Source organism: Bradyrhizobium sp. CCBAU 25360 (genome assembly GCF_028128695.1).
Classification (GTDB): Bacteria; Pseudomonadota; Alphaproteobacteria; order Rhizobiales; family Xanthobacteraceae; genus Bradyrhizobium; species Bradyrhizobium ottawaense.
Genome location: NZ_LBJA01000043.1, coordinates 346,978 through 364,411, shown reverse-complemented (window position 1 = coordinate 364,411; position 17,434 = coordinate 346,978). Strand labels below are relative to the sequence as shown.

Annotated in this window: 14 protein-coding genes; 8 read left to right on the top strand and 6 right to left on the bottom strand. The window is 66.1% G+C overall.

Annotated elements, in window-relative coordinates:
• Positions 1–37: 37 nt before the first annotated feature.
• From smc to XH81_RS28700, 3 genes are all read right to left on the bottom strand, one after another.
• Positions 38–3,502, bottom strand: a complete 3,465-nt coding sequence (gene smc / locus XH81_RS28710; protein WP_028141694.1) for a chromosome segregation protein SMC — start codon at positions 3,500–3,502, stop codon at positions 38–40.
• 217 nt (positions 3,503–3,719) lie between these two features.
• Positions 3,720–4,376 (bottom strand): DsbA family protein, encoded by a 657-nt coding sequence (locus XH81_RS28705; RefSeq protein WP_028141693.1) that lies wholly within the window; start codon positions 4,374–4,376, stop codon positions 3,720–3,722.
• Positions 4,377–4,516: 140 nt separating this feature from the next.
• Entirely contained in the window at positions 4,517–5,008 is a 492-nt protein-coding gene (locus tag XH81_RS28700) for a DUF721 domain-containing protein (RefSeq protein ID WP_028141692.1), read from the bottom strand.
• A gap of 198 nt (positions 5,009–5,206) precedes the next feature.
• Between XH81_RS28700 and mutY the strand changes: the two genes are divergently transcribed.
• Complete coding sequence (mutY, locus tag XH81_RS28695) at positions 5,207–6,325, top strand: A/G-specific adenine glycosylase (RefSeq protein WP_038948305.1); 1,119 nt, start codon at positions 5,207–5,209, stop codon at positions 6,323–6,325.
• A 52-nt stretch (positions 6,326–6,377) separates the two neighbouring features.
• Entirely contained in the window at positions 6,378–6,797 is a 420-nt protein-coding gene (locus XH81_RS28690; RefSeq protein WP_028141690.1) for a PaaI family thioesterase, read from the top strand.
• A 3-nt stretch (positions 6,798–6,800) separates the two neighbouring features.
• On the opposite strand, the gene XH81_RS28685 is transcribed toward XH81_RS28690, so the two are convergent.
• Both XH81_RS28685 and XH81_RS28675 read right to left on the bottom strand, forming a co-directional pair.
• Complete coding sequence (locus tag XH81_RS28685; RefSeq protein WP_028141689.1) at positions 6,801–7,259, bottom strand: hypothetical protein; 459 nt, start codon at positions 7,257–7,259, stop codon at positions 6,801–6,803.
• 705 nt (positions 7,260–7,964) lie between these two features.
• Positions 7,965–9,245: a flavin-dependent oxidoreductase gene (locus tag XH81_RS28675; protein WP_038948303.1), complete on the bottom strand. Its 1,281-nt coding sequence runs from the start codon at positions 9,243–9,245 to the stop codon at positions 7,965–7,967.
• A 126-nt stretch (positions 9,246–9,371) separates the two neighbouring features.
• On the opposite strand from XH81_RS28675, the gene XH81_RS28670 reads away from it, so the two are divergent.
• Positions 9,372–9,992 (top strand): glutathione S-transferase family protein, encoded by a 621-nt coding sequence (locus XH81_RS28670; protein WP_028141686.1) that lies wholly within the window; start codon positions 9,372–9,374, stop codon positions 9,990–9,992.
• Positions 9,993–10,187: 195 nt separating this feature from the next.
• Here XH81_RS28670 and XH81_RS28665 read toward each other — a convergent pair whose 3' ends face one another.
• A complete protein-coding gene (locus XH81_RS28665) occupies positions 10,188–11,105 on the bottom strand; it encodes a LysR family transcriptional regulator (RefSeq protein WP_028141685.1) in 918 nt (305 codons plus the stop codon).
• A gap of 91 nt (positions 11,106–11,196) precedes the next feature.
• On the opposite strand from XH81_RS28665, the gene XH81_RS28660 reads away from it, so the two are divergent.
• From XH81_RS28660 to XH81_RS28640, 5 genes are all read left to right on the top strand, one after another.
• A complete protein-coding gene (locus XH81_RS28660) occupies positions 11,197–11,640 on the top strand; it encodes a nuclear transport factor 2 family protein (RefSeq protein WP_028141684.1) in 444 nt (147 codons plus the stop codon).
• Between the two features lie 50 nt (positions 11,641–11,690).
• Positions 11,691–11,858 (top strand): DUF1127 domain-containing protein, encoded by a 168-nt coding sequence (locus XH81_RS28655; protein WP_080670146.1) that lies wholly within the window; start codon positions 11,691–11,693, stop codon positions 11,856–11,858.
• A gap of 126 nt (positions 11,859–11,984) precedes the next feature.
• On the top strand, positions 11,985–12,569 hold the full coding sequence (locus tag XH81_RS28650) for a biliverdin-producing heme oxygenase (protein ID WP_028141683.1): 585 nt from the start codon (positions 11,985–11,987) through the stop codon (positions 12,567–12,569).
• Positions 12,566–15,127: an HWE histidine kinase domain-containing protein gene (locus XH81_RS28645; RefSeq protein WP_097668760.1), complete on the top strand. Its 2,562-nt coding sequence runs from the start codon at positions 12,566–12,568 to the stop codon at positions 15,125–15,127. Before XH81_RS28650 ends, XH81_RS28645 begins: the two co-directional genes overlap by 4 nt.
• Before the next feature lie 250 nt (positions 15,128–15,377).
• Positions 15,378–17,387: a methyl-accepting chemotaxis protein gene (locus tag XH81_RS28640; RefSeq protein WP_028141681.1), complete on the top strand. Its 2,010-nt coding sequence runs from the start codon at positions 15,378–15,380 to the stop codon at positions 17,385–17,387.
• Positions 17,388–17,434 lie beyond the last annotated feature (47 nt).

Genomic DNA, 17,434 nt, shown 5'->3' with positions numbered 1-17,434 from the left:
GATGCTGCGCATCGCCCCGGAATGACGGTCAATCTTCTCAAGCCACGTTCTGGTCGAGAATGTCCACAGCCTCTGACAGGCTGACCGACACCAGCTGCGACACGCCGCGCTCGGCCATGGTGACGCCGAACAGCCGGTTCATCCGCGCCATCGTGATCGGATTGTGCGTGATGATGATGAAGCGCGTGTCGGTCGAGCCGGTCATTTCGTGGAGGAGGTTGCAGTACCGTTCGACGTTGTGGTCGTCGAGCGGCGCGTCGACTTCGTCCAGCACGCAGATCGGCGAAGGGTTAGTGAGGAACACCGCGAAGATCAGCGCCATCGCGGTCAGCGCCTGCTCGCCGCCCGACAGCAGCGACAGCGTCTGCGGCTTCTTGCCCGGCGGCTTGGCGATGATTTCGAGGCCGGCTTCCAGCGGGTCGTCGCTCTCGATCAGGTGCAGCGCGGCCTCGCCGCCGCCGAACAGCTCGACGAACAGGCGCTTGAAGTGGTTGTTGACGACCTCGAACGAGGTCAGGAGACGCTCGCGCGCTTCCTTGTTGAGGCTCTGGATGCCCTGGCGCAGCCGCTTGATGGCTTCGACGAGGTCGTCGCGCTCGGTGACCAGACCCGTGTGCTGGGTCTCGACCTCGCGCAGCTCTTCTTCAGCGCGGAGGTTGACGGCCCCTAGGCGCTCGCGGTCGCGGCGCATCTTTTCGAGGTCTTCCTCGATGTCGTGCAGCGGCGGCAGCTCCGCGCCGGGCTCGATCTCGGCGAGGCCGGCGACGGCCTGCGGCTCGACCTCAAGCATGTCGCGGATCTCGCGTTCGATGTCCTCGAGACGGCGCCGCGCGCCCTCCATGCGCTCCTCGGCGCGGGCGGTGGCCTCGCGCGAGCTGGAGAGGGCTTCGAGCGTCAGCTTGGCGACGCGATCGGTCTCCGCCATCGCGCTTTCCGCGGTGGCGAGCGCGTCGGCGGCCATGCGGCGGTCGTTCTCGGCATATTCGATCTCGGTGATCAGCGCGCTGCGCTTCTCGGCGAACACTTGCGGCGCGTTTTCGAGATCGCTGCGCTCGATCGTGAGTTCGGCAATGCGGGCCTGGATGGTGTCGATATGAGAGGCCGCGCTCTCCTTGCGGTTCGCCCACTCGGTGCGCTCGGCGAGGATCGCCTGGACGCGGCGGTCGGCAAGCTCGGCCTCGCGCGCCAGCGCCTGCGCCTCGGCGCGGACCTGCGCGGCCATGCGACGATGGCCTTCGATGTCGCTGCGGACCGCGGCCAGACGAGTCTCGGTATCCTCGCTCGACGGCAGCTCGGAGATGCCGGCTTCTGCGTATTCGTAGGCGGCCTCGGCCTCGGCGCGGTCGGCGGCGAGACGGCTGTGCGCTTCCGACAGCGTCGCCTTGCGCGCGGCGTGGCGGCTGATCTCGCGCTCGGCGGTGGCATGGCGTTCACGCGCGACGTTGAGCTCGCGCTGCGCGGCGCGCCAGGCTTCGCGGCTGGCGCCTTCGGTGCTCGCGGCCATCTGCAGCTCGGACTCGGCGTTCTCCAGCGCCTGACGCTTGATCTGCGCGTCGATGCGGGCCTGCTCCAGCTCGTTCTCGATGTCGACGAGACGGGCGCGCTCGGCGAGGCGGCGGGCTGCACCGGTCGGCGCATGCGCCGCCGCGACAAAGCCGTCCCAGCGCCAGACGTCGCCCTCGGGCGAGACCAGCCGCTGGCCGGTCTTGAGCTGCGAGACCAGCTCGGCACCGCGCTCGCGCGGAACCACGCCGATCTGGGCCAGACGGCGCGTCAGCTCGGCCGGCGCCTGCACATGATTGGCGAGCGGCACGGCGCCTTCCGGCAGCTCCGGATCGCCGTCGGTGTGTCCGACATTGGTCCAGCGCATCGGCGCCGACGGGTCGATCGGGGCATCGAGATCGTCGCCGAGCGCGGCGCCGATGGCCTTTTCAAAGCCCTTGTCGACGGTGATGCCGTCGATGATCGGCGGCCACAGATTCTTGGTCTCGCCGTTGAGGATCTTGGAGATCGTGCGCGCCTCGGTTTCGAGCCGCTGTGCGCGCTTGTCGGCCTCGACCAGCGGCGAGCGCGAGGATTCCAGCGTCTGGCGTGCCGCGACGTGGGCGGCTTCGCTCGCTTGCGCCGCGGCTTCCGAGGCGGCCAGCGTCTGCTCCGCGGTCTCGACCGTCGCGGTCAGCTCGTCGAGATCGCCAAAGCCGCCAGTCTCGGCGGCAAGCTTCTGCTCTTCCGCAGCGACGTTCGCGATCTCCTGGTCGAGCCGGGCCAGCTTGTCGCGGTGGGTGCGGACATTGGCCTCGAGCTGGTTGCGCTTGGCGGTGAGGTCGGCCAGCGCGGTGGTGAGCTCGGCGAACTGCTGTTCGGTTTCGGTCAGCACCGCCTCGGCTTCGCCGACGCGCTCGTCGACACCGGAGCGCTTCTCGACGCGCGACTTGATCTCTTCCTTCAGCTCGGAATCTTCGGTGTCGAGCCGCTGCAGCGCGACGTCGGCGTCCATGGTCTGCTGCTGGGCGCGGGAGATATCGCCTTCGAACTGGGCAAGGCGGCGCTCGAGCTCGGCGACGCGCTCCTTGGCGCGCTCCTCCTCGCGGTCGAGCAGCTCGCGAGCATTGGTCAGGCGCTGCAAGCCTGCGGCGGCGCGCGCCTCGGCATCGCGCAGCGCCGGCATTTCGGCGGCGCGGATCGCCTGGATGCGGGCGGCTTCGGCCTGGTGCTGGGTGCGCTCGGCCATCTCGCGCACCGCGAGATCGTGGGTCTGGCCGGATTCGTTGACGTCGGCATGGGCGCCGACCCAGCGCAGGTGGAACAGGGTTGCTTCGGCCTTGCGGACCTTGGCCGCGACCTCGCGGTAGCGCACGGCCTGGCGGGCCTGCTTCTTCAGGCCTTCCATTTGTCCTGCGAGCTGGCCGATCACGTCCTCGACGCGGGTGAGGTTGGTTTCGGCCGCCTTCAGCCGCAGCTCGGCCTCGTGGCGGCGGGCGTGCAGACCGGCGACGCCGGCAGCGTCTTCCAGCACGCGACGGCGCTGCTCGGGCTTGGCCTGGATGATCTCGCCGATCTTGCCTTGGTGGACGAGAGCCGGCGAACGCGCGCCGGTGGCGGCATCCGCAAACAGGATCTGCACGTCGCGGGCGCGCACGTCGCGGCCGTTGATGCGATAGACCGACCCCGCCTCGCGCTCGATGCGGCGGGAGATTTCGAGCAGCTGGCTGTCGTTCATCGCCGCCGGCGCGGTGCGATCGGCATTGTCGATCGTCATCGTCACTTCGGCGTGGTTGCGCGCGGGACGGTTGCCGGAGCCTGCGAAGATCACCGCGTCCATGTCGGCGGCGCGCAGCGACTTGTACGAGGTCTCACCCATCGCCCAGCGCAGCGCTTCGACGAGATTCGACTTGCCGCAGCCGTTGGGGCCGACCACGCCGGTCAGGCCGGGCTCGATGACGAAGTCCGTGGGCTCAACGAAGGACTTGAAACCGTGAAGGCGCAGGCGGGTGATTTTCATAAGCACGCATCTCTGTTGGCAGGCGCGAATCCCCCTGCCGGGACACTACCATGGAAGACAGTGTCGCTATCCGGGTGAGTCGCGCGAGGCGCCTCATGCGGCTGGACAATGGCCGCGGTGCCCCGCGAGGGCAACCGGCCAAAGCCGCTTTTCCCAAGGGATTTATGCCGGGAAAGATACGGATTTCGAGATGCGAATCAGAATCTTGACGAGCGAATCAGCTCTTCAGCAGCGGATTGATCTTCTTGGCGAATTCCTCGAACGAGGCCTCACCCTTGATCTTCTCGCCGTTGATGAAGAAGGTCGGCGTCGAATCCACCTTCAGAACGTCGCTGGCATATTTCTGGTCGGCGGCGATCTTGTCGAGCAGCGCCTGGTCCTTCAGGCAGGCCTCGACCTGCTGCTGGGTGAGGCCGGCCTGCTTGCCGATCCGCGTCAGGGTCTCGGTGGTGTTCTTCACCACCCAATCGTTCTGCTGGCGAAACAGCATGTCGGTGACGGCGAAGTATTTCGGCCCATCACCATTGGCGATGCAGCGCGACAGCATCGAGCCGGCGGCGGCTTTGATGTCGAGCGGGAACTCGCGGAAGATGTAACGCACCTTGCCGGTGTCGATGTATTCCTTCTTGATCTTCGGGAACACCTGCTCGTTGAAGGCGGCGCAGTGCGGGCAGGTCATCGAGGCGTATTCGGTGATGGTGACGGCGGCATCGTTCGGGCCGAGCGCCATGTCGGGCAGTGACACGGGCTTGGTGACGTCGGCGGCGGACTGAGCCGCGGCCTTCGAGATGAACCGCAGCGGCGACAGCCCGGCGAGCGCGGCAAGCCCGGTCAGCGACAGCATCGTGGTGAAGGCGCGGCGGGTGATGATCAAGGTCGGCTCCCGAATTGGCAAAAATGTCGCCCCAGGGGGTCTATGAGGTTCCCGCCCGGGCGGCCTGTCGCTAGCTTGAAACGTAGCTTGAGGCAATGGCGAGCGGTAGAGACGGGTCCAGATTGGCCGCGAAATAAGGCTCAATTTCGCTTGATGGCGGCCCCCAGCCGCGCCAGCGCCGTCTTCAGTTGTTCATCTTCGATATCGCCCAGGCTCTCCGCCACCTTGGCCACCGATTTGGGATCGGGCGGGCCGGGCCGGACCGGTCGGCGCGGGCGCGACAGTGGAGCCTGGCGGAAGGCGAGCTTGCCGACCGCGCTCCAGCCGAAGAAGCGGTTGACGCGCTCCAGGATCACGTCCGCGGAATGCTGGATCTCCAGCGCCATCGGCCCCTCGACCCGCAGCACCAGGGTCGCCGGCTCCTGCGGCTGGCCCTCCACCGGGCGCGGCCATTGCATCTTCAGCGGCTCGGCATGGGCCGCGATCTCGGGACCTGCAATCTGCGCCCACCGCGTCACCAGCTCACGCGCCGCAAAGCCCTGCTTGGCATAGGCCTCGGCAAAGACGTCGTTGAGCAGGATGCCCAGCGGCTTGGCGCTGATCGGACCGGGTTTGGGAGGGAATTTGGACATGGGTCCTTATAGCACTTCGGCGGGCGGGCCACAGACCCGCGGCGCGTCATGGCCGGGCTTAGCCGTCCGAAGGACGGCGTCGCTTCCGCTCGCCTATGTCCCGGCCATCCCGTTCTTCCCTCGAAGAAAGGCGTGGATGCCCGCGACGAGCGCGGGCATGACGTAGAGAGGCCGGTGCATTGCCGTTACAGTGCAGGAATGAGTTCCAGATCCGTCCGTAAGCCGAAGCCGGAACCTTCTCAGCCGGAGACATCATCACGCCCGGTGGCGTTGCTTGCCTGGTACGACCGCCACCGCCGCCGGTTGCCGTGGCGGGCCCCGCCCGGCGAGACGTCGGACCCATACCGCGTCTGGCTGTCGGAGATCATGCTGCAGCAGACCACGGTGAAGGCGGTCGGGCCCTATTTCGAAAAATTCGTCGCGCGCTGGCCGGATGTCACTGCGCTCGGACGGGCCTCGCAGGATGATGTGCTGCGGATGTGGGCCGGGCTAGGCTATTACTCGCGCGCGCGTAACCTGTACGCCTGCGCGGTCGCGGTGACGCGCGAGCATGGCGGCATCTTTCCCGACACCGAGGAGAGGCTGCGTGCGCTGCCGGGCATCGGGCCGTACACGGCGGCGGCGATCGCGGCGATCGCCTTCGATCGCCACACCATGCCGGTCGACGGCAATATCGAGCGCGTGGTGTCGCGGCTCTTTGCAGTTGAAGATCAGCTCCCGCAGGCGAAACCTCTGATCCAGCAACTAGCGGCGACGCTGCTTGCAAACTCCCGCGCCGGCGACAGCGCGCAGGCGCTGATGGATCTCGGCGCCTCGATCTGCACGCCGAAAAAGCCGGCCTGCTCGCTGTGTCCGCTGAACGAGGATTGCACGGCGCGCCTCCAAGGCACGCAGGAGACCTTTCCGCGCAAGGCGCCGAAGAAGAGCGGAACGTTGCGGCGCGGAGCGGCCTTCGTCGTCACACGAGGCGAGGATCTGCTGGTCCGCGGCCGGCCCGAAAAGGGCCTGCTCGGCGGCATGACCGAAGTGCCCGGCTCGGACTGGCTCGCCGGCCAGGACGACGCGGCGGCGAAGCTGCAGGCGCCGGCGCTGAAGGGGCTGTCGCGCTGGCAGCGCAAAATGGGCGTCGTCACCCACGTCTTCACCCATTTTCCGCTGGAGCTGGTGGTCTACACGGCGAAGGCCGCAGCCCGCACCCGTGCGCCCGAGGGCATGCGCTGGGTGCCGCTCGCCACCCTTGCGGACGAGGCGCTGCCCAATGTCATGCGCAAGGTGATTGCGCACGCGCTCAACCTTTCAGCGGGCTCGTCCTCCTGACAGCACGCTGGCAGCAGCGCTACGCTATCGGGGTGCGAAACGGAGGCTGCCAATGGTCAAGACCGCGCTCGACAATTTTCCCAGGCCACCCTCTGCGGAGCTCTTGGGATGGCGCCTGCTCGATGCCCGCCCCGAGGAGGGCTGGATCAAGCTCGGCTTCGAGGGCAAGCCGGAGTTCTGCAATCCGGCGGGCTTCATCCAGGGCGGCATGCTCTCGGCCATGCTCGACGACACCATGGGCCCGGCCGTGCTGGTGATGAGCGAGGGCCGGCTCTATACCACCACCATCAGCATGACCGTGAATTTCCTCAGCCCCGCCAAGCCCGGTCCGATCATCGGGGAGGCGACGGTGACGCAGCTCGGCAAGACGATTGCGTTCGTCGAGGCCAAGCTGATGGCGGAGAACGGCACGGTGCTGGCAACGGCAAGCGCGACCGAGCGGTTGCTGGAAGCGGCAAGGGTGGTGCGGTAGTCGTTACCGTCGGGGCCGTGTCGCGGAGTGCTGCGCGCAAGGCTTATACAGCGCCCGAAGTGCTTTGCCGCGCAGCAAGATGAGTTGCGGCCTCAACCCGCCGCGCGCCGCGATCCAACGCTGCACCGGCCCGGGATACATGGAGTATAGGTAATTGGTGGCGTCAGGGTCGGTAATCGTCCTTCCCTTCCGACCGAAATCCCAAGCAGCGTGGAAGCCGAGAGCGGCCTTCGAGGTTACACAGATTTTGTCAGCGGCAACTGCACCGAGAACGATGGTGCACGATGAGGCACAAAGTCCATCGATGATGACGGTCTCTCCGGAAGTGCGCAGGCGTTCATATCTGTCAACATAGGTGTCGATTAGCCCGCCACGATCGCCGGCGATCCGTATCGCCGCATGACTTGCGTGCATTTCGGCCAGCAAGATAGCCGCCGCAAGCAACCCCGCCCGGAACTTCATGATCGCAGCCTCGGTTATTCGCGTCTATCGAATGGACAAATTTCTCTCGCATCCAAGGATTGGCTTAGATCGAAGCGCACCAGCGGGCGGTTGCGGCCGCTCATGGTCTTCAGCCTCGGCCTGAAAGTGCTGGATCATCCCGGGTCTTTGAAACAGACAGGCGTTGATCTAGGTCAATCGGACATGCACGGCGCGCCAAATGATGGGGGCAAGTGCCTGTCCCGTTGACGGCATCACCCTGCGGATAGAACCGGCACTCCAATGACGGGAGGACGCCCATGTTTCGATATGCTCTGGTTGGCTTGGCCGCAGCCGCTCTTGTCGGCGCAAGCCTTGTTCCCGATGACGCACTCGCCCGCGGCGGCCGCGGAGGAGGTGGTGCCTATCGGGGAGGGGGATTTCACGGAGGAGGCGCGCATTACAGAGGCGGTGCCGTTCACGCTGGTCGCTACGGCGGCCGCGCTCACGTCTCCCGGCCGATAGCAGGGTACCCCGTAGCACGTACTGCGGCGCGTAGAGGCGTCTACCGGGGAGCCGCATACGGAGCCGCGGCAGTCGGAGTCGGAGCGGCGGCGGCTGGTGCATACGGCTACTACAACAACCGTTGCTACGATGCCTACGGCAACTGGGTGTGTTCCAGACAGTATGGATATTGATGGGCCGTGACGGACGCGGGGCGGTTGGACAACTCTTGCCGCCCCGCCTTCAGGCGCTCACGCGCTTCGCATCTCCACTGACGATCGGCGGCTTCGCGTTCAGCGCCTCGACCTGGAAGCCCGCAACGCGCTTGTAGTTGGCGGCGATGTCTTCCAGTTCCTTCTGCGACAGCACGTCGGTGACGACCTCAAAGCCGTCGGGCGCGCGCTCTTCGACCAGTTGCATGACCTGCTCGGGTCCGTTCTTGCGGTTGAGCAGGACGAGGTCGGTGGTCGCGGGGCGGCGCTCGGCCTCATAGGCGAGCAGCGCCGCGGTCGTCGGTCCATGCGCGAGAATCTCGCGGGTGATGGTGCGGGCATCGAGGATGGCCTGCGAGGCGCCGTTCGAGCCGATCGGGTACATCGGATGCGCGGCATCGCCCATTAGCGTGACCTTGCCGAAGGTCCATTGCGAGACCGGATCGCGGTCGACCAGCGGATATTCATAGGCGTGCGGGCAGTTCTTGATCAGGCCGGGCACGTCAAGCCAGTCGAACTGCCAGCTCTCGAACCAGGGCAGGAACTCCTCCAGCCGCGCGGTGCGGTTATAGTCCTCGCGCCGCCACTGATAGGTCGGCGGCATGTGGCGCTCGGCGACCCAGTTGATCAGATGTTTGCCCGCCGCGTCCGGCGCCTTGCTGATCGGATAGCAGACGAATTTCAGGATCTCATGGCCGGCCATGATCATGGTGCGGCCGGTCAGGAAGGCCTTGGAAGGCGTGACGCCGCGCCAGAGGATGCGGCCGTTCCAGATCGGCGGACCTTCATTGGGATAGAGCTTTTCGCGCGCGGCGGAATGGATGCCGTCGGCGGCGATCAGGATCGCGCCGTCGTAAGTCCCGGCGGCCTTGCCGGTTGCCCGGTCGATGAAGTCGGCGCGCACGCCATCTGCCGTCTCGGTCCAGCCGGTCAGATGGTGGCTGGTGAGGATGTTGTCGCGGCCGAGCCGCTCGATCGCGGTGTCGAGCAGGAGCTGTTGCAGCGTGCCGCGATGGATCGAGAATTGCGGCCATTTGTAGCCGGCCTCCAGCCCGCGAGGCTCGCTCCAGATCGGCTTGCCGTGCTTGGAGAAATAGGCGAGCTCGCGCGTCCGCACCCCGCTGGCGTCCAGTCTGTCCATCAGCCCGAGCTCGATCAGCTCGCGCACCGCATGCGGCAGCACGTTGATGCCGACGCCGAGCGGCTTCAGTTCCGCGACGCTTTCGAAGACTTTTGCGGGAACGCCGATCTGGTGCAGGCTGAGCGCAAGCGTCAGCCCGCCGATGCCGCCACCGGCGATGAGTACGGTCATGACAAAATCCCCCTCCGATTGACGGCGTCTTCGCACAGCCGGGCGGCGGTGGGCAACTGCGAAGAGGTCCCCTATGGACGGGGCGGCGGAGGGCCGTTAACCTCGGGCTTTCCCATGAGGTCCGACATGCTCAAGCTCTACTACGCCACCGGCACCTGCGCGCTCGCCACCTACATCACCCTGGAGGAGGCCGGCGCCGACTACGCGGCCGAGCGGCTGAGCTTCAAGGACAACCAGCAGAACAGCCCGGACTATCTCAAGATCAACCCGAAGGGGCGTGTGCCGGCGCTGGTGACGGATCGCGGCGTCCTCACCGAGACGCCGGCGATGCTGGCCTATCTCGCGCAGACCTTCCCCAAGGCGAAGCTCGCGCCGCTCGATGATCCCTTCGACTTCGCCCAGGTGCAGTCGTTCAACTCCTACCTCTGCTCGACCGTGCACATCAATCATGCCCACAAGATGCGCGGTCCTCGCTGGGCGACGCAGGAGAGCTCGTTCGCCGACATGAAGGCGATGGTCCCGAAGACCATGGCCGCCTGCTTCGCCCTGATCGAGCAGAAGATGTTTCGGGGGCCCTGGGTGATGGGCGATCAGTTCACGATCTGCGATCCGTATCTCTACACCCTCTCGACCTGGCTCGAAGGCGACAGCGTCGACATCAACGCGACCCCGAAGATCGCCGAGCATTTCAAGCGGATGTCTGACCGCCCCGCTGTGCGCAAGGTGATGGACGCGCAGAAGGCGTGACAAATACGCGGTGTCGTCCCGGGCAAGCGCAAGCGCAGACCCGGGACCCATACCGCGGAATCTATCGATTGCGATCGGTAGCAATCCCGAACGAGCAGTCTTCGCCAAACCGCATCCTGTGGTTATGGGTCCCGGATCAGCGCTCCGCTCCGCTGTGCTTGTCCGGGACGACACCGTGTCTGTTGAAGCTGCGTCCTACCCAGCCTTCCGCTTCTCCAGCTCCCGCCCCGTCTGCAGCATCAGTCGGCGCAGCCAGATCGAGCCGGGGTCCATCTGGGCGCGGGTCGGGTAGAACATGAACTGCTCGTCGATCCCGGGGTCGAGCGGTGGCGTCACGGTGACGAGGCCGAGCTGTTTCGACAGTGCCGCGATCAGCCGGCGCGGCACGAAGGCGACGAGATCGGTGCGGGCAGCGACGTGCAGCGCTTCGAGATAGCCTGACACGACCAGCGAAATGTGCCGCTCGATGCCCTTGGCGCGCAGCCAGGTGTCGATCAGATCCTCGTTGCTGCCTCGGATGATCACGCCGACATGGCGCGCGGCCAGGAACGTCTCGCGCCGCTTCAGCTTCGCCGCCAAGGGGTGGCCGCGCCGCACCGCCAGCGCGTCGCTGTCGACGTAGAGCAGCTGGCGGTGAAAGCCCTTGAAGGCGTTGCCGATCGAGATCACGAGGTCGATGGTGCGGGCGAACTCGGCGTGGAAGATCGCCGATCCCCGCCATGGCACGATGTCGATGCGGACGTTGGGCGCGGCCCGCGTCACCTTCTCCATCAGCGGCGGCATCAGCAGTTCGACTGCGAGATCCGGCATCATCAGGCGGAATTGCCGCTCGCTGCGTGCGGCGTCGAAGTCATCAGGCACGAACAGCCCGCGCACCTGATCGAGCGCCTGCGCCAGCGGCGCGCGCAGGGCCTGCGCCCGCGGCGTCAGCTCCATCCGCGCGCCCGTGCGCACCAGCAGCGGATCGCCGAGAATGTCGCGCAGGCGCTGCAGCGCGTGGCTGGCCGCCGGCTGCGACAGGCCCATCCGAAGCGCGGCGCGGCTCACGCTGGCCTCGCGCAGCAGGGCGTCGAGCGCGGTCAGCAGGTTGAGGTCAAGCGAATTCAAATTCATCAGGCGAATAGATATCATATTCTCTATCGATTTGAAGAATTCTGATGCTGCGGCGATCATCTCCGCGTTCCCACCAAACGGAGATGCCGCCATGAATGCGATCGCCAACAAGAAACTGATGCAGGATATTTTCGCCGCCGCCGCCAATCCCGATCCGAACGCGCGCGATCGAGCCCTGTTCGCTGCAAGCCTTGCCGAAGACGCCAAATGGGTCGTGACCGGCCAGTATTCCTGGTCGCGCACCTTCTCAGGCAAGGAGTCGATCCTCAACGATTTGCACGGCTATGTGCGCACCCGCCTGCGCGACCGCACGCGCACGGTCGCTCACCGCTTCATCGCCGACGGCGATGTGGTCGTCGTGGAGGCAAAGGGCGACAACGTCACGCCCGAAGGCGTGCGCTACGACAATGACTATTGCCTGGTGTTTCGTCTCGAGGACGGCAAGATCAAGGAGATCCGCGAGTACTGCGACTCGATCCTGACCGAGCGGGCGCTCGGTTCTTTTCCGCAGGCGCCGGTGAGGGCTGCGAGCTGAGTGGATTGCGCGTCGCGTCCGCCGGCGGGTTTCATCGGGCGGAGCCGGCGATGGTCGTGCGGGCGTGGCGGGCGCTGGTCGAAACGGTCCGTATCAGGCGCGAACGGTCCCGGGCCCGGGATCAACTCGCCGCCATGAGCGAGCGGGAGCTTCTGGACTGCGGGATGACCAGGGCGGAGATCGCGTACGAGCTGCACAAGCCCCGCCGGCGGAAATAAAGAGTCGAGGGTACGGTCCGCGCCTCTCCAGATATTCCAGTGCCGGCGGAACCTTCGGATTCCGCCGGCGTTTCCTTCGCTTCCGGGGCAATCGCGCCCCCGGCATTGCGCGCGTGTGGGAATTTCATGCTGGCTGGGGTTTCGGACGTCTCGACACAGGTGAACCCTGGCTTCCCTGGACTTCGTGAGCGACTGAGAGATGCGACTGCGGGTGCGCACCGGGAGCTCGATGCGCAACTTTCGTCGTTCGATCTCACCGTCTTGGCGGGCTATCGCCGCTTTCTTCAAGCCAGCGCCGGCGCGCTTCTTCCGCTCGAGGCCGCGCTCGTCGCGGCAGGCGTCGCCAGGATATTTCCGGACTGGCCGGAGCGGTCGCGCAGTGCCGCGATCGCGGCTGATCTCGGGCGGCTCGGCGGCGCCGCGCAATCCACCGTATCCGTGCCGCCGCTGACGCCCAGCGGCATGCTCGGTACGATGTACGTGCTGGAGGGCTCTCGGCTCGGGGCAAGATTCCTGCTGAAAGAGGTCGCGGAGGCCGCCGACCTGCGCATGACGGAGGCCACCAGCTATCTCAGCCATGGTGCCGGCAAGCGCCTGTGGCAGAGTTTCCTGTCGAAGCTTCAAGGCGAAGAGGCCTGCGACGAGGTCGAGGTGATCGCGGCGGCGCGGGTTGCCTTCGCCGCGTTCGAGCGGGCGGCGGAGCGGGCATGAACGAGGCGGTCAATCTCACCAATTGCGATCGCGAGCCGATCCACATTCCCGGCAGCGTGCAGCCGTTTGGCTTCATGCTCGCTGTGCTCTCGGATTTCACGATCTGCATGGCCTCGGACAATGTCGGCAGCTTTCTCGGAAGCGACGTCGCCGATCTGCTCCAGCAGCCGTTGACGAGCGCCATCTCCGAAGCCGCTGTCGAGACCATCCGCGGTCGCGTCGACTATTTGAGTGGGCCGGATGCGACCGAGCGCCTGTTCGGCGTCGAGCTCCAGGCCGGCAAACCGCTTTACGATCTCTCGATCCATTTCTCCGGCGTCTACCTCATCGTCGAGGCGGAGCCGAGCGTCCACGAGCCCGGCGTCAATTCCGGCGAGCTCGTCCGCCTGATGCTCGAACGGATCCGCAAGACGCGCGGCATGACCGAGCTCGCGCGGGAGGCCGCGCGTCAGCTCAAGGTGCTGACCGGATTCGATCGCGTCATGGTCTACCAGTTTCACCCGGACGGATCGGGCGAGGTGATCGCCGAGACCGCGGAAGCAGGGCTCGAATCCTTCCTCGGCCTGCGTTATCCTGCATCGGATATCCCAAGGCAGGCGCGCGCCCTCTACCAGCGCAACTGGCTGCGCATCATTGCCGACGTCAACGCCAGGTCGGCTGCCCTGATGTCGACCGCCACGCACAATGCGGGATTGCTCGACCTTTCGATGAGCGTGCTGCGCTCGGTCTCGCCGATCCATATCGAATATCTGCGCAACATGGGGGTGGCCGCCTCGATGTCGGTATCGATCCTGCGCGATGGCAAGCTGTGGGGTCTGTTCGCCTGTCATCATTATTCGCCGCGGTACATTTCGTTCGACAAGCGTACGGCCTCCGAGCTGTTCGGGCAGATGTTTTCCTGGATCGTCGAGGGACGCGAGCGCGAGGGCGATGTCGCCTATGAGGCGCGGGCCCATCAGGTCCAGGAGCGCTTGATCGAGATCGCTGCTTCGCACGACCACAGCCGCCGCGCGATCGTCGACTTTCTCGGCGACTACCGCAAGATGATCGACTGCGACGGCGTCGCGGTCTGGTCCGACAACAAGATCGCCCTCGAGGGAGACACGCCGACCGAAGACGAGGTGAAGGACCTCGTCGCCTTCATCAACCGGACCTCGCCGGGCCGGATCTTCGCCAGCGCCGAGATCGCCAAGGTCTATGCCGCCGGCCAGGCTTTTCGCGACCGCGCGGCGGGTTTTCTCGCCATTCCGATCTCACGGACCCCGCGCGACTGCCTGATCTTCTTCCGGCGCGAGGTCACGCGGGCGGTGAACTGGGCCGGCGCTCCCGACAAGATCTACGACGAAGGTCCGAACGGGCCGCGCCTGACGCCGCGCAAGAGCTTCGAGCTCTGGCAGGAGACCGTGGCGGGCCAGTCGAAACCGTGGTCGGCAGCGGACATCCGCATCGCCGAGAGTCTGCGCGTCACACTGCTGGAAGTGATCCTGCAATTGTCCGACCTCGCCGCGCGCGAGCGCCGCGGCGCGCAGGAGCGGCAGGAGCTGATGATCGCCGAGCTCAATCACCGCGTCCGCAACATCCTGAGCCTGGTCCGCGCGCTGGTAGCGCAGAGCAAGGACACGGCGATGAGCGTGGAGGAGTTTGCGAGCGTTCTCGGCGGTCGCATCCAGGCCCTGGCCCGCGCCCACGACCAGATCACCAATCTGAACTGGGCGCCGGTGGCGCTGCGGACCCTCCTCGAATCCGAAGCCGGCGCCTATCTCGGGGCGCGCGCAGGCCGGGTGAAGATGGGCGGGCCGGACGTCGCGCTCGATCCCAAGGCGTTTGCCACGCTGGCTCTCGTTGTCCACGAGATGATGACCAATTCCGCCAAATACGGCGCGCTCGCCGATTCCACCGGCAGCGTCGAGGTGGTCTGGCGCCTCGATCCCTCGTCGAGCCTCGTGATCGAATGGAAGGAAAGCGGCGGGCCACCGGTGCAGCCACCGTCGCGGCGTGGCTTCGGCACCACGATCATCGAACGCTCGGTGCCGTTCGATCTCAAGGGCGATGCCGAAATCCGCTTCGACCTTCTGGGCGTGCAGGCGACGTTCGTCATTCCCCCCAATTTCGTCGAGCTGGTGCCGTCGATAGCAGGAGCCGCCATGCGTCTTGAGGAACAGCAGTCCAGCCGACCCCGGATCTCCGAGACCGCGCTGATCGTCGAGGACAATCTGATCATCGCAATGGCGGCGGAGGTCATCCTGCTCGATCTCGGCGCGCGTCATGTCGACACCGCCGCGACCGTCGACCAGGCGCTGCGCTCGATCGAGCGGACCCGGCCGAGCTTTGCCCTGCTCGATCTCAACCTCGGGAGCGAGAGCAGCATCAAGGTGGCGCAGAAGCTGAAGGAGATCGGCGTGCCCTTCATCTTCGCAACCGGCTATGGCGAGCGCGCGCCGCTTCCGGTGGATCTGGCCTCGGCGCCGGTGGTTCAGAAGCCGTACACGCTGGAAGTGGTCGAGCACGCGCTCGGCAAATTGCAGCAGGCCGGCGCCCAATGGTCGTTCGTCCTGTGAACGCATGCAGCTCTGCGCATCCCGCTCGGGATTCGTACGCGAACTTTGCATAGCTGCTGACAAAAGCAGCAGTTTTCGCGCCCGCAGATCCAGATCGCGCGAAAAATTTGAAGGTTCAATTAACGAGTGTCCCCCATTGTGTCGCAGTGCAGCGTGGGTCGCAAAGACACGCGGCTGCCAGGGTGGTCGTGACGATTTGCCGGAATTGTTCGGCCGCTCGAAGTGAAATGCATCTGGGTGGACAGTGGGAATGCCGAAGTTTCGTTTGCGGATCAGGGGACGCCTGTACGCAGGCTTCATGGCCTTGGTGGTGGTTGGTCTCGTGATGGCGGTGGTTGCCGTCTGGAATTTGCGGGCGGTGCAGGATCAGGTCGCAAGACAATCCGCACTTTCGGACAGCACGGCGCGGGTTTTGGAGATATCGACCCAGCTTCAGGCGATCCAACGGGCCAATCTGCGTTACGTCTACGACGCCAACGAGCCCGCGATGAAGGAGGCGCAAGAGCGGGAAACCGCGGCGACCGAGCTGTTGCGGGTCGGCGCCAAGGGGACGCTCTCGGAGGATCGGCGAGTGCTCTACAACGGCCTCATCGACGACATTGCCAAGATGCGACGCCTGCGTGACAATCTCGGCGACGCCGTCAACGAGGCGAGAACGGGCAAGGCGACCTTGCTGCCGAGCGGCGAGGAGCTGGCCGTCAAGATGGGCAAGCTGGTCGATGCGGCGCGCGCCGCCGTCGACGAAGACACCGCGGCCCTCGTCGCCGACCTCGAATCCAGGATCCTCCTTGTTCGGGTCGCGAACTGGCGTTTCCTGGCGCTGCGCGACGCGCAGGGACCCGCGAATTTCAGGGCGAGCGTAGATAGGGCGGCGCAGCGGCTCGCGGCTCTCGAAAAGAGCCCGCAGGCGGCGGAATTGCGCTCCACGCTCGCGCCGGTGAAGACCTCGCTCGGAATCTACAAATCGGCGTTCGAGACGACCTCCGCCGCGATGCTTCAGGCCGACGAGATCTACCACAAGAGCCTCGCGCCCCTCATCGTCGACAGCGTCGGCAGGCTCAAGGCCGCGGAAGCGACCCTGAAGAAGGACTATCAGGAATCGCGTACGACCGCCGAAGCCGTGATCGCGGGCACCACGACCATTCAGGAGATCGCCGGTGGCCTCGCCGTCCTGTTCGGCTGCATCGTCGCCTTCCTGATCGCCCGCGGCATCGTCGGTCCGCTGGCCTCGATGACGCGCGCGATGGGGCTGATCGCGGGCGGCAATCTCGAGGTCGAGATCCCCGGCCGCGGCAAGGCCGACGAGATCGGCGACATGGCCAAGGCGATCCAGGTGTTCAAGGACAACATGGTCGAGACCGAGCGACTGCGCGCCGAGCAGACCGAGGTCGAGGCGCGGCAGGCGGAAAGCCGCAAGAAGGACATGGTCAGGCTCGCCGATCAGTTCGAGCAGGCGGTCGGCGAGATCGTGAACACCGTGTCGTCGGCATCGAACGAGCTCGAAGCCTCCGCCGGCACCTTGACCACGACCGCCTCGCGGGCCCAGGACCTGTCAACGGAGGTCGCCAGCGCCTCGCAGGAGGCCTCGGCCAATGTGCAGGCGGTTGCCTCGGCGACCGAGGAGCTGTCCTCCTCGGTGTCGGAGATCGCCCGCCAGGTGCAGGAATCCGCCCGTATCGCGGTCGAGGCCGTCGGTCAGGCGAGCAGGACCAATGACCGCGTCGGCGCGCTCTCCAAGGCCGCCGCGCGGATCGGCGACGTGGTCGAGCTGATCAGCACCATCGCCGGCCAGACCAACCTCCTGGCGCTGAACGCCACCATCGAGGCGGCGCGCGCGGGTGAAGCCGGCCGCGGCTTTGCCGTGGTCGCCTCCGAGGTCAAGGCGCTCGCGGAGCAGACTGCGAAGGCCACCGGCGAGATCGCCCAGCAGGTCTCCGGCATCCAGGCCGCGACGGAGGAATCGGTCGGCTCCATCAGGGAGATCAGTGGCACCATCGAGCGGCTGTCGGAGATTTCGTCGACGGTCGCGGCCGCCGTGGAGCAGCAGGGCGCGGCGACGCAGGAGATTTCCCGCAACGTCCAGCAGGCGGCCCATGGCACGCAGAGGGTGTCGTCCAACATCGGCGACGTGCAGCGTGGCGCCTCCGAAACCGGATCGGCCTCATCGCAGGTGCTGTCGGCGGCGCGCTCGCTGTCGGCCGACAGCAACCGCCTCAAGCTCGAAGTGGCCAAGTTCCTGAACTCGGTCCACGCCGCCTGAATCTCAAACGCAAAAGGCCACGCGCATGCGCGTGGCCTGAAAAGAAC

Excerpts from the sequence above, each read along its gene's own strand:
- XH81_RS28660 (WP_028141684.1), top strand. The coding sequence starts at position 11,197 with ATGAATGCGATCGCCAACAAGAAACTGATGCAGGATATTTTCGCCGCC.
- XH81_RS28700 (WP_028141692.1), bottom strand. The coding sequence starts at position 5,008 with ATGTCCAAATTCCCTCCCAAACCCGGTCCGATCAGCGCCAAGCCGCTG.
- XH81_RS28690 (WP_028141690.1), top strand. The coding sequence starts at position 6,378 with ATGGTCAAGACCGCGCTCGACAATTTTCCCAGGCCACCCTCTGCGGAG.
- XH81_RS28645 (WP_097668760.1), top strand. The coding sequence starts at position 12,566 with ATGAACGAGGCGGTCAATCTCACCAATTGCGATCGCGAGCCGATCCAC.
- XH81_RS28675 (WP_038948303.1), bottom strand. The coding sequence starts at position 9,245 with ATGACCGTACTCATCGCCGGTGGCGGCATCGGCGGGCTGACGCTTGCG.
- XH81_RS28640 (WP_028141681.1), top strand. The coding sequence starts at position 15,378 with ATGCCGAAGTTTCGTTTGCGGATCAGGGGACGCCTGTACGCAGGCTTC.
- XH81_RS28650 (WP_028141683.1), top strand. The coding sequence starts at position 11,985 with ATGCTGGCTGGGGTTTCGGACGTCTCGACACAGGTGAACCCTGGCTTC.
- smc (WP_028141694.1), bottom strand. The coding sequence starts at position 3,502 with ATGAAAATCACCCGCCTGCGCCTTCACGGTTTCAAGTCCTTCGTTGAG.
- XH81_RS28670 (WP_028141686.1), top strand. The coding sequence starts at position 9,372 with ATGCTCAAGCTCTACTACGCCACCGGCACCTGCGCGCTCGCCACCTAC.
- XH81_RS28685 (WP_028141689.1), bottom strand. The coding sequence starts at position 7,259 with ATGAAGTTCCGGGCGGGGTTGCTTGCGGCGGCTATCTTGCTGGCCGAA.
- mutY (WP_038948305.1), top strand. The coding sequence starts at position 5,207 with ATGAGTTCCAGATCCGTCCGTAAGCCGAAGCCGGAACCTTCTCAGCCG.
- XH81_RS28665 (WP_028141685.1), bottom strand. The coding sequence starts at position 11,105 with ATGAATTTGAATTCGCTTGACCTCAACCTGCTGACCGCGCTCGACGCC.
- XH81_RS28655 (WP_080670146.1), top strand. The coding sequence starts at position 11,691 with ATGGTCGTGCGGGCGTGGCGGGCGCTGGTCGAAACGGTCCGTATCAGG.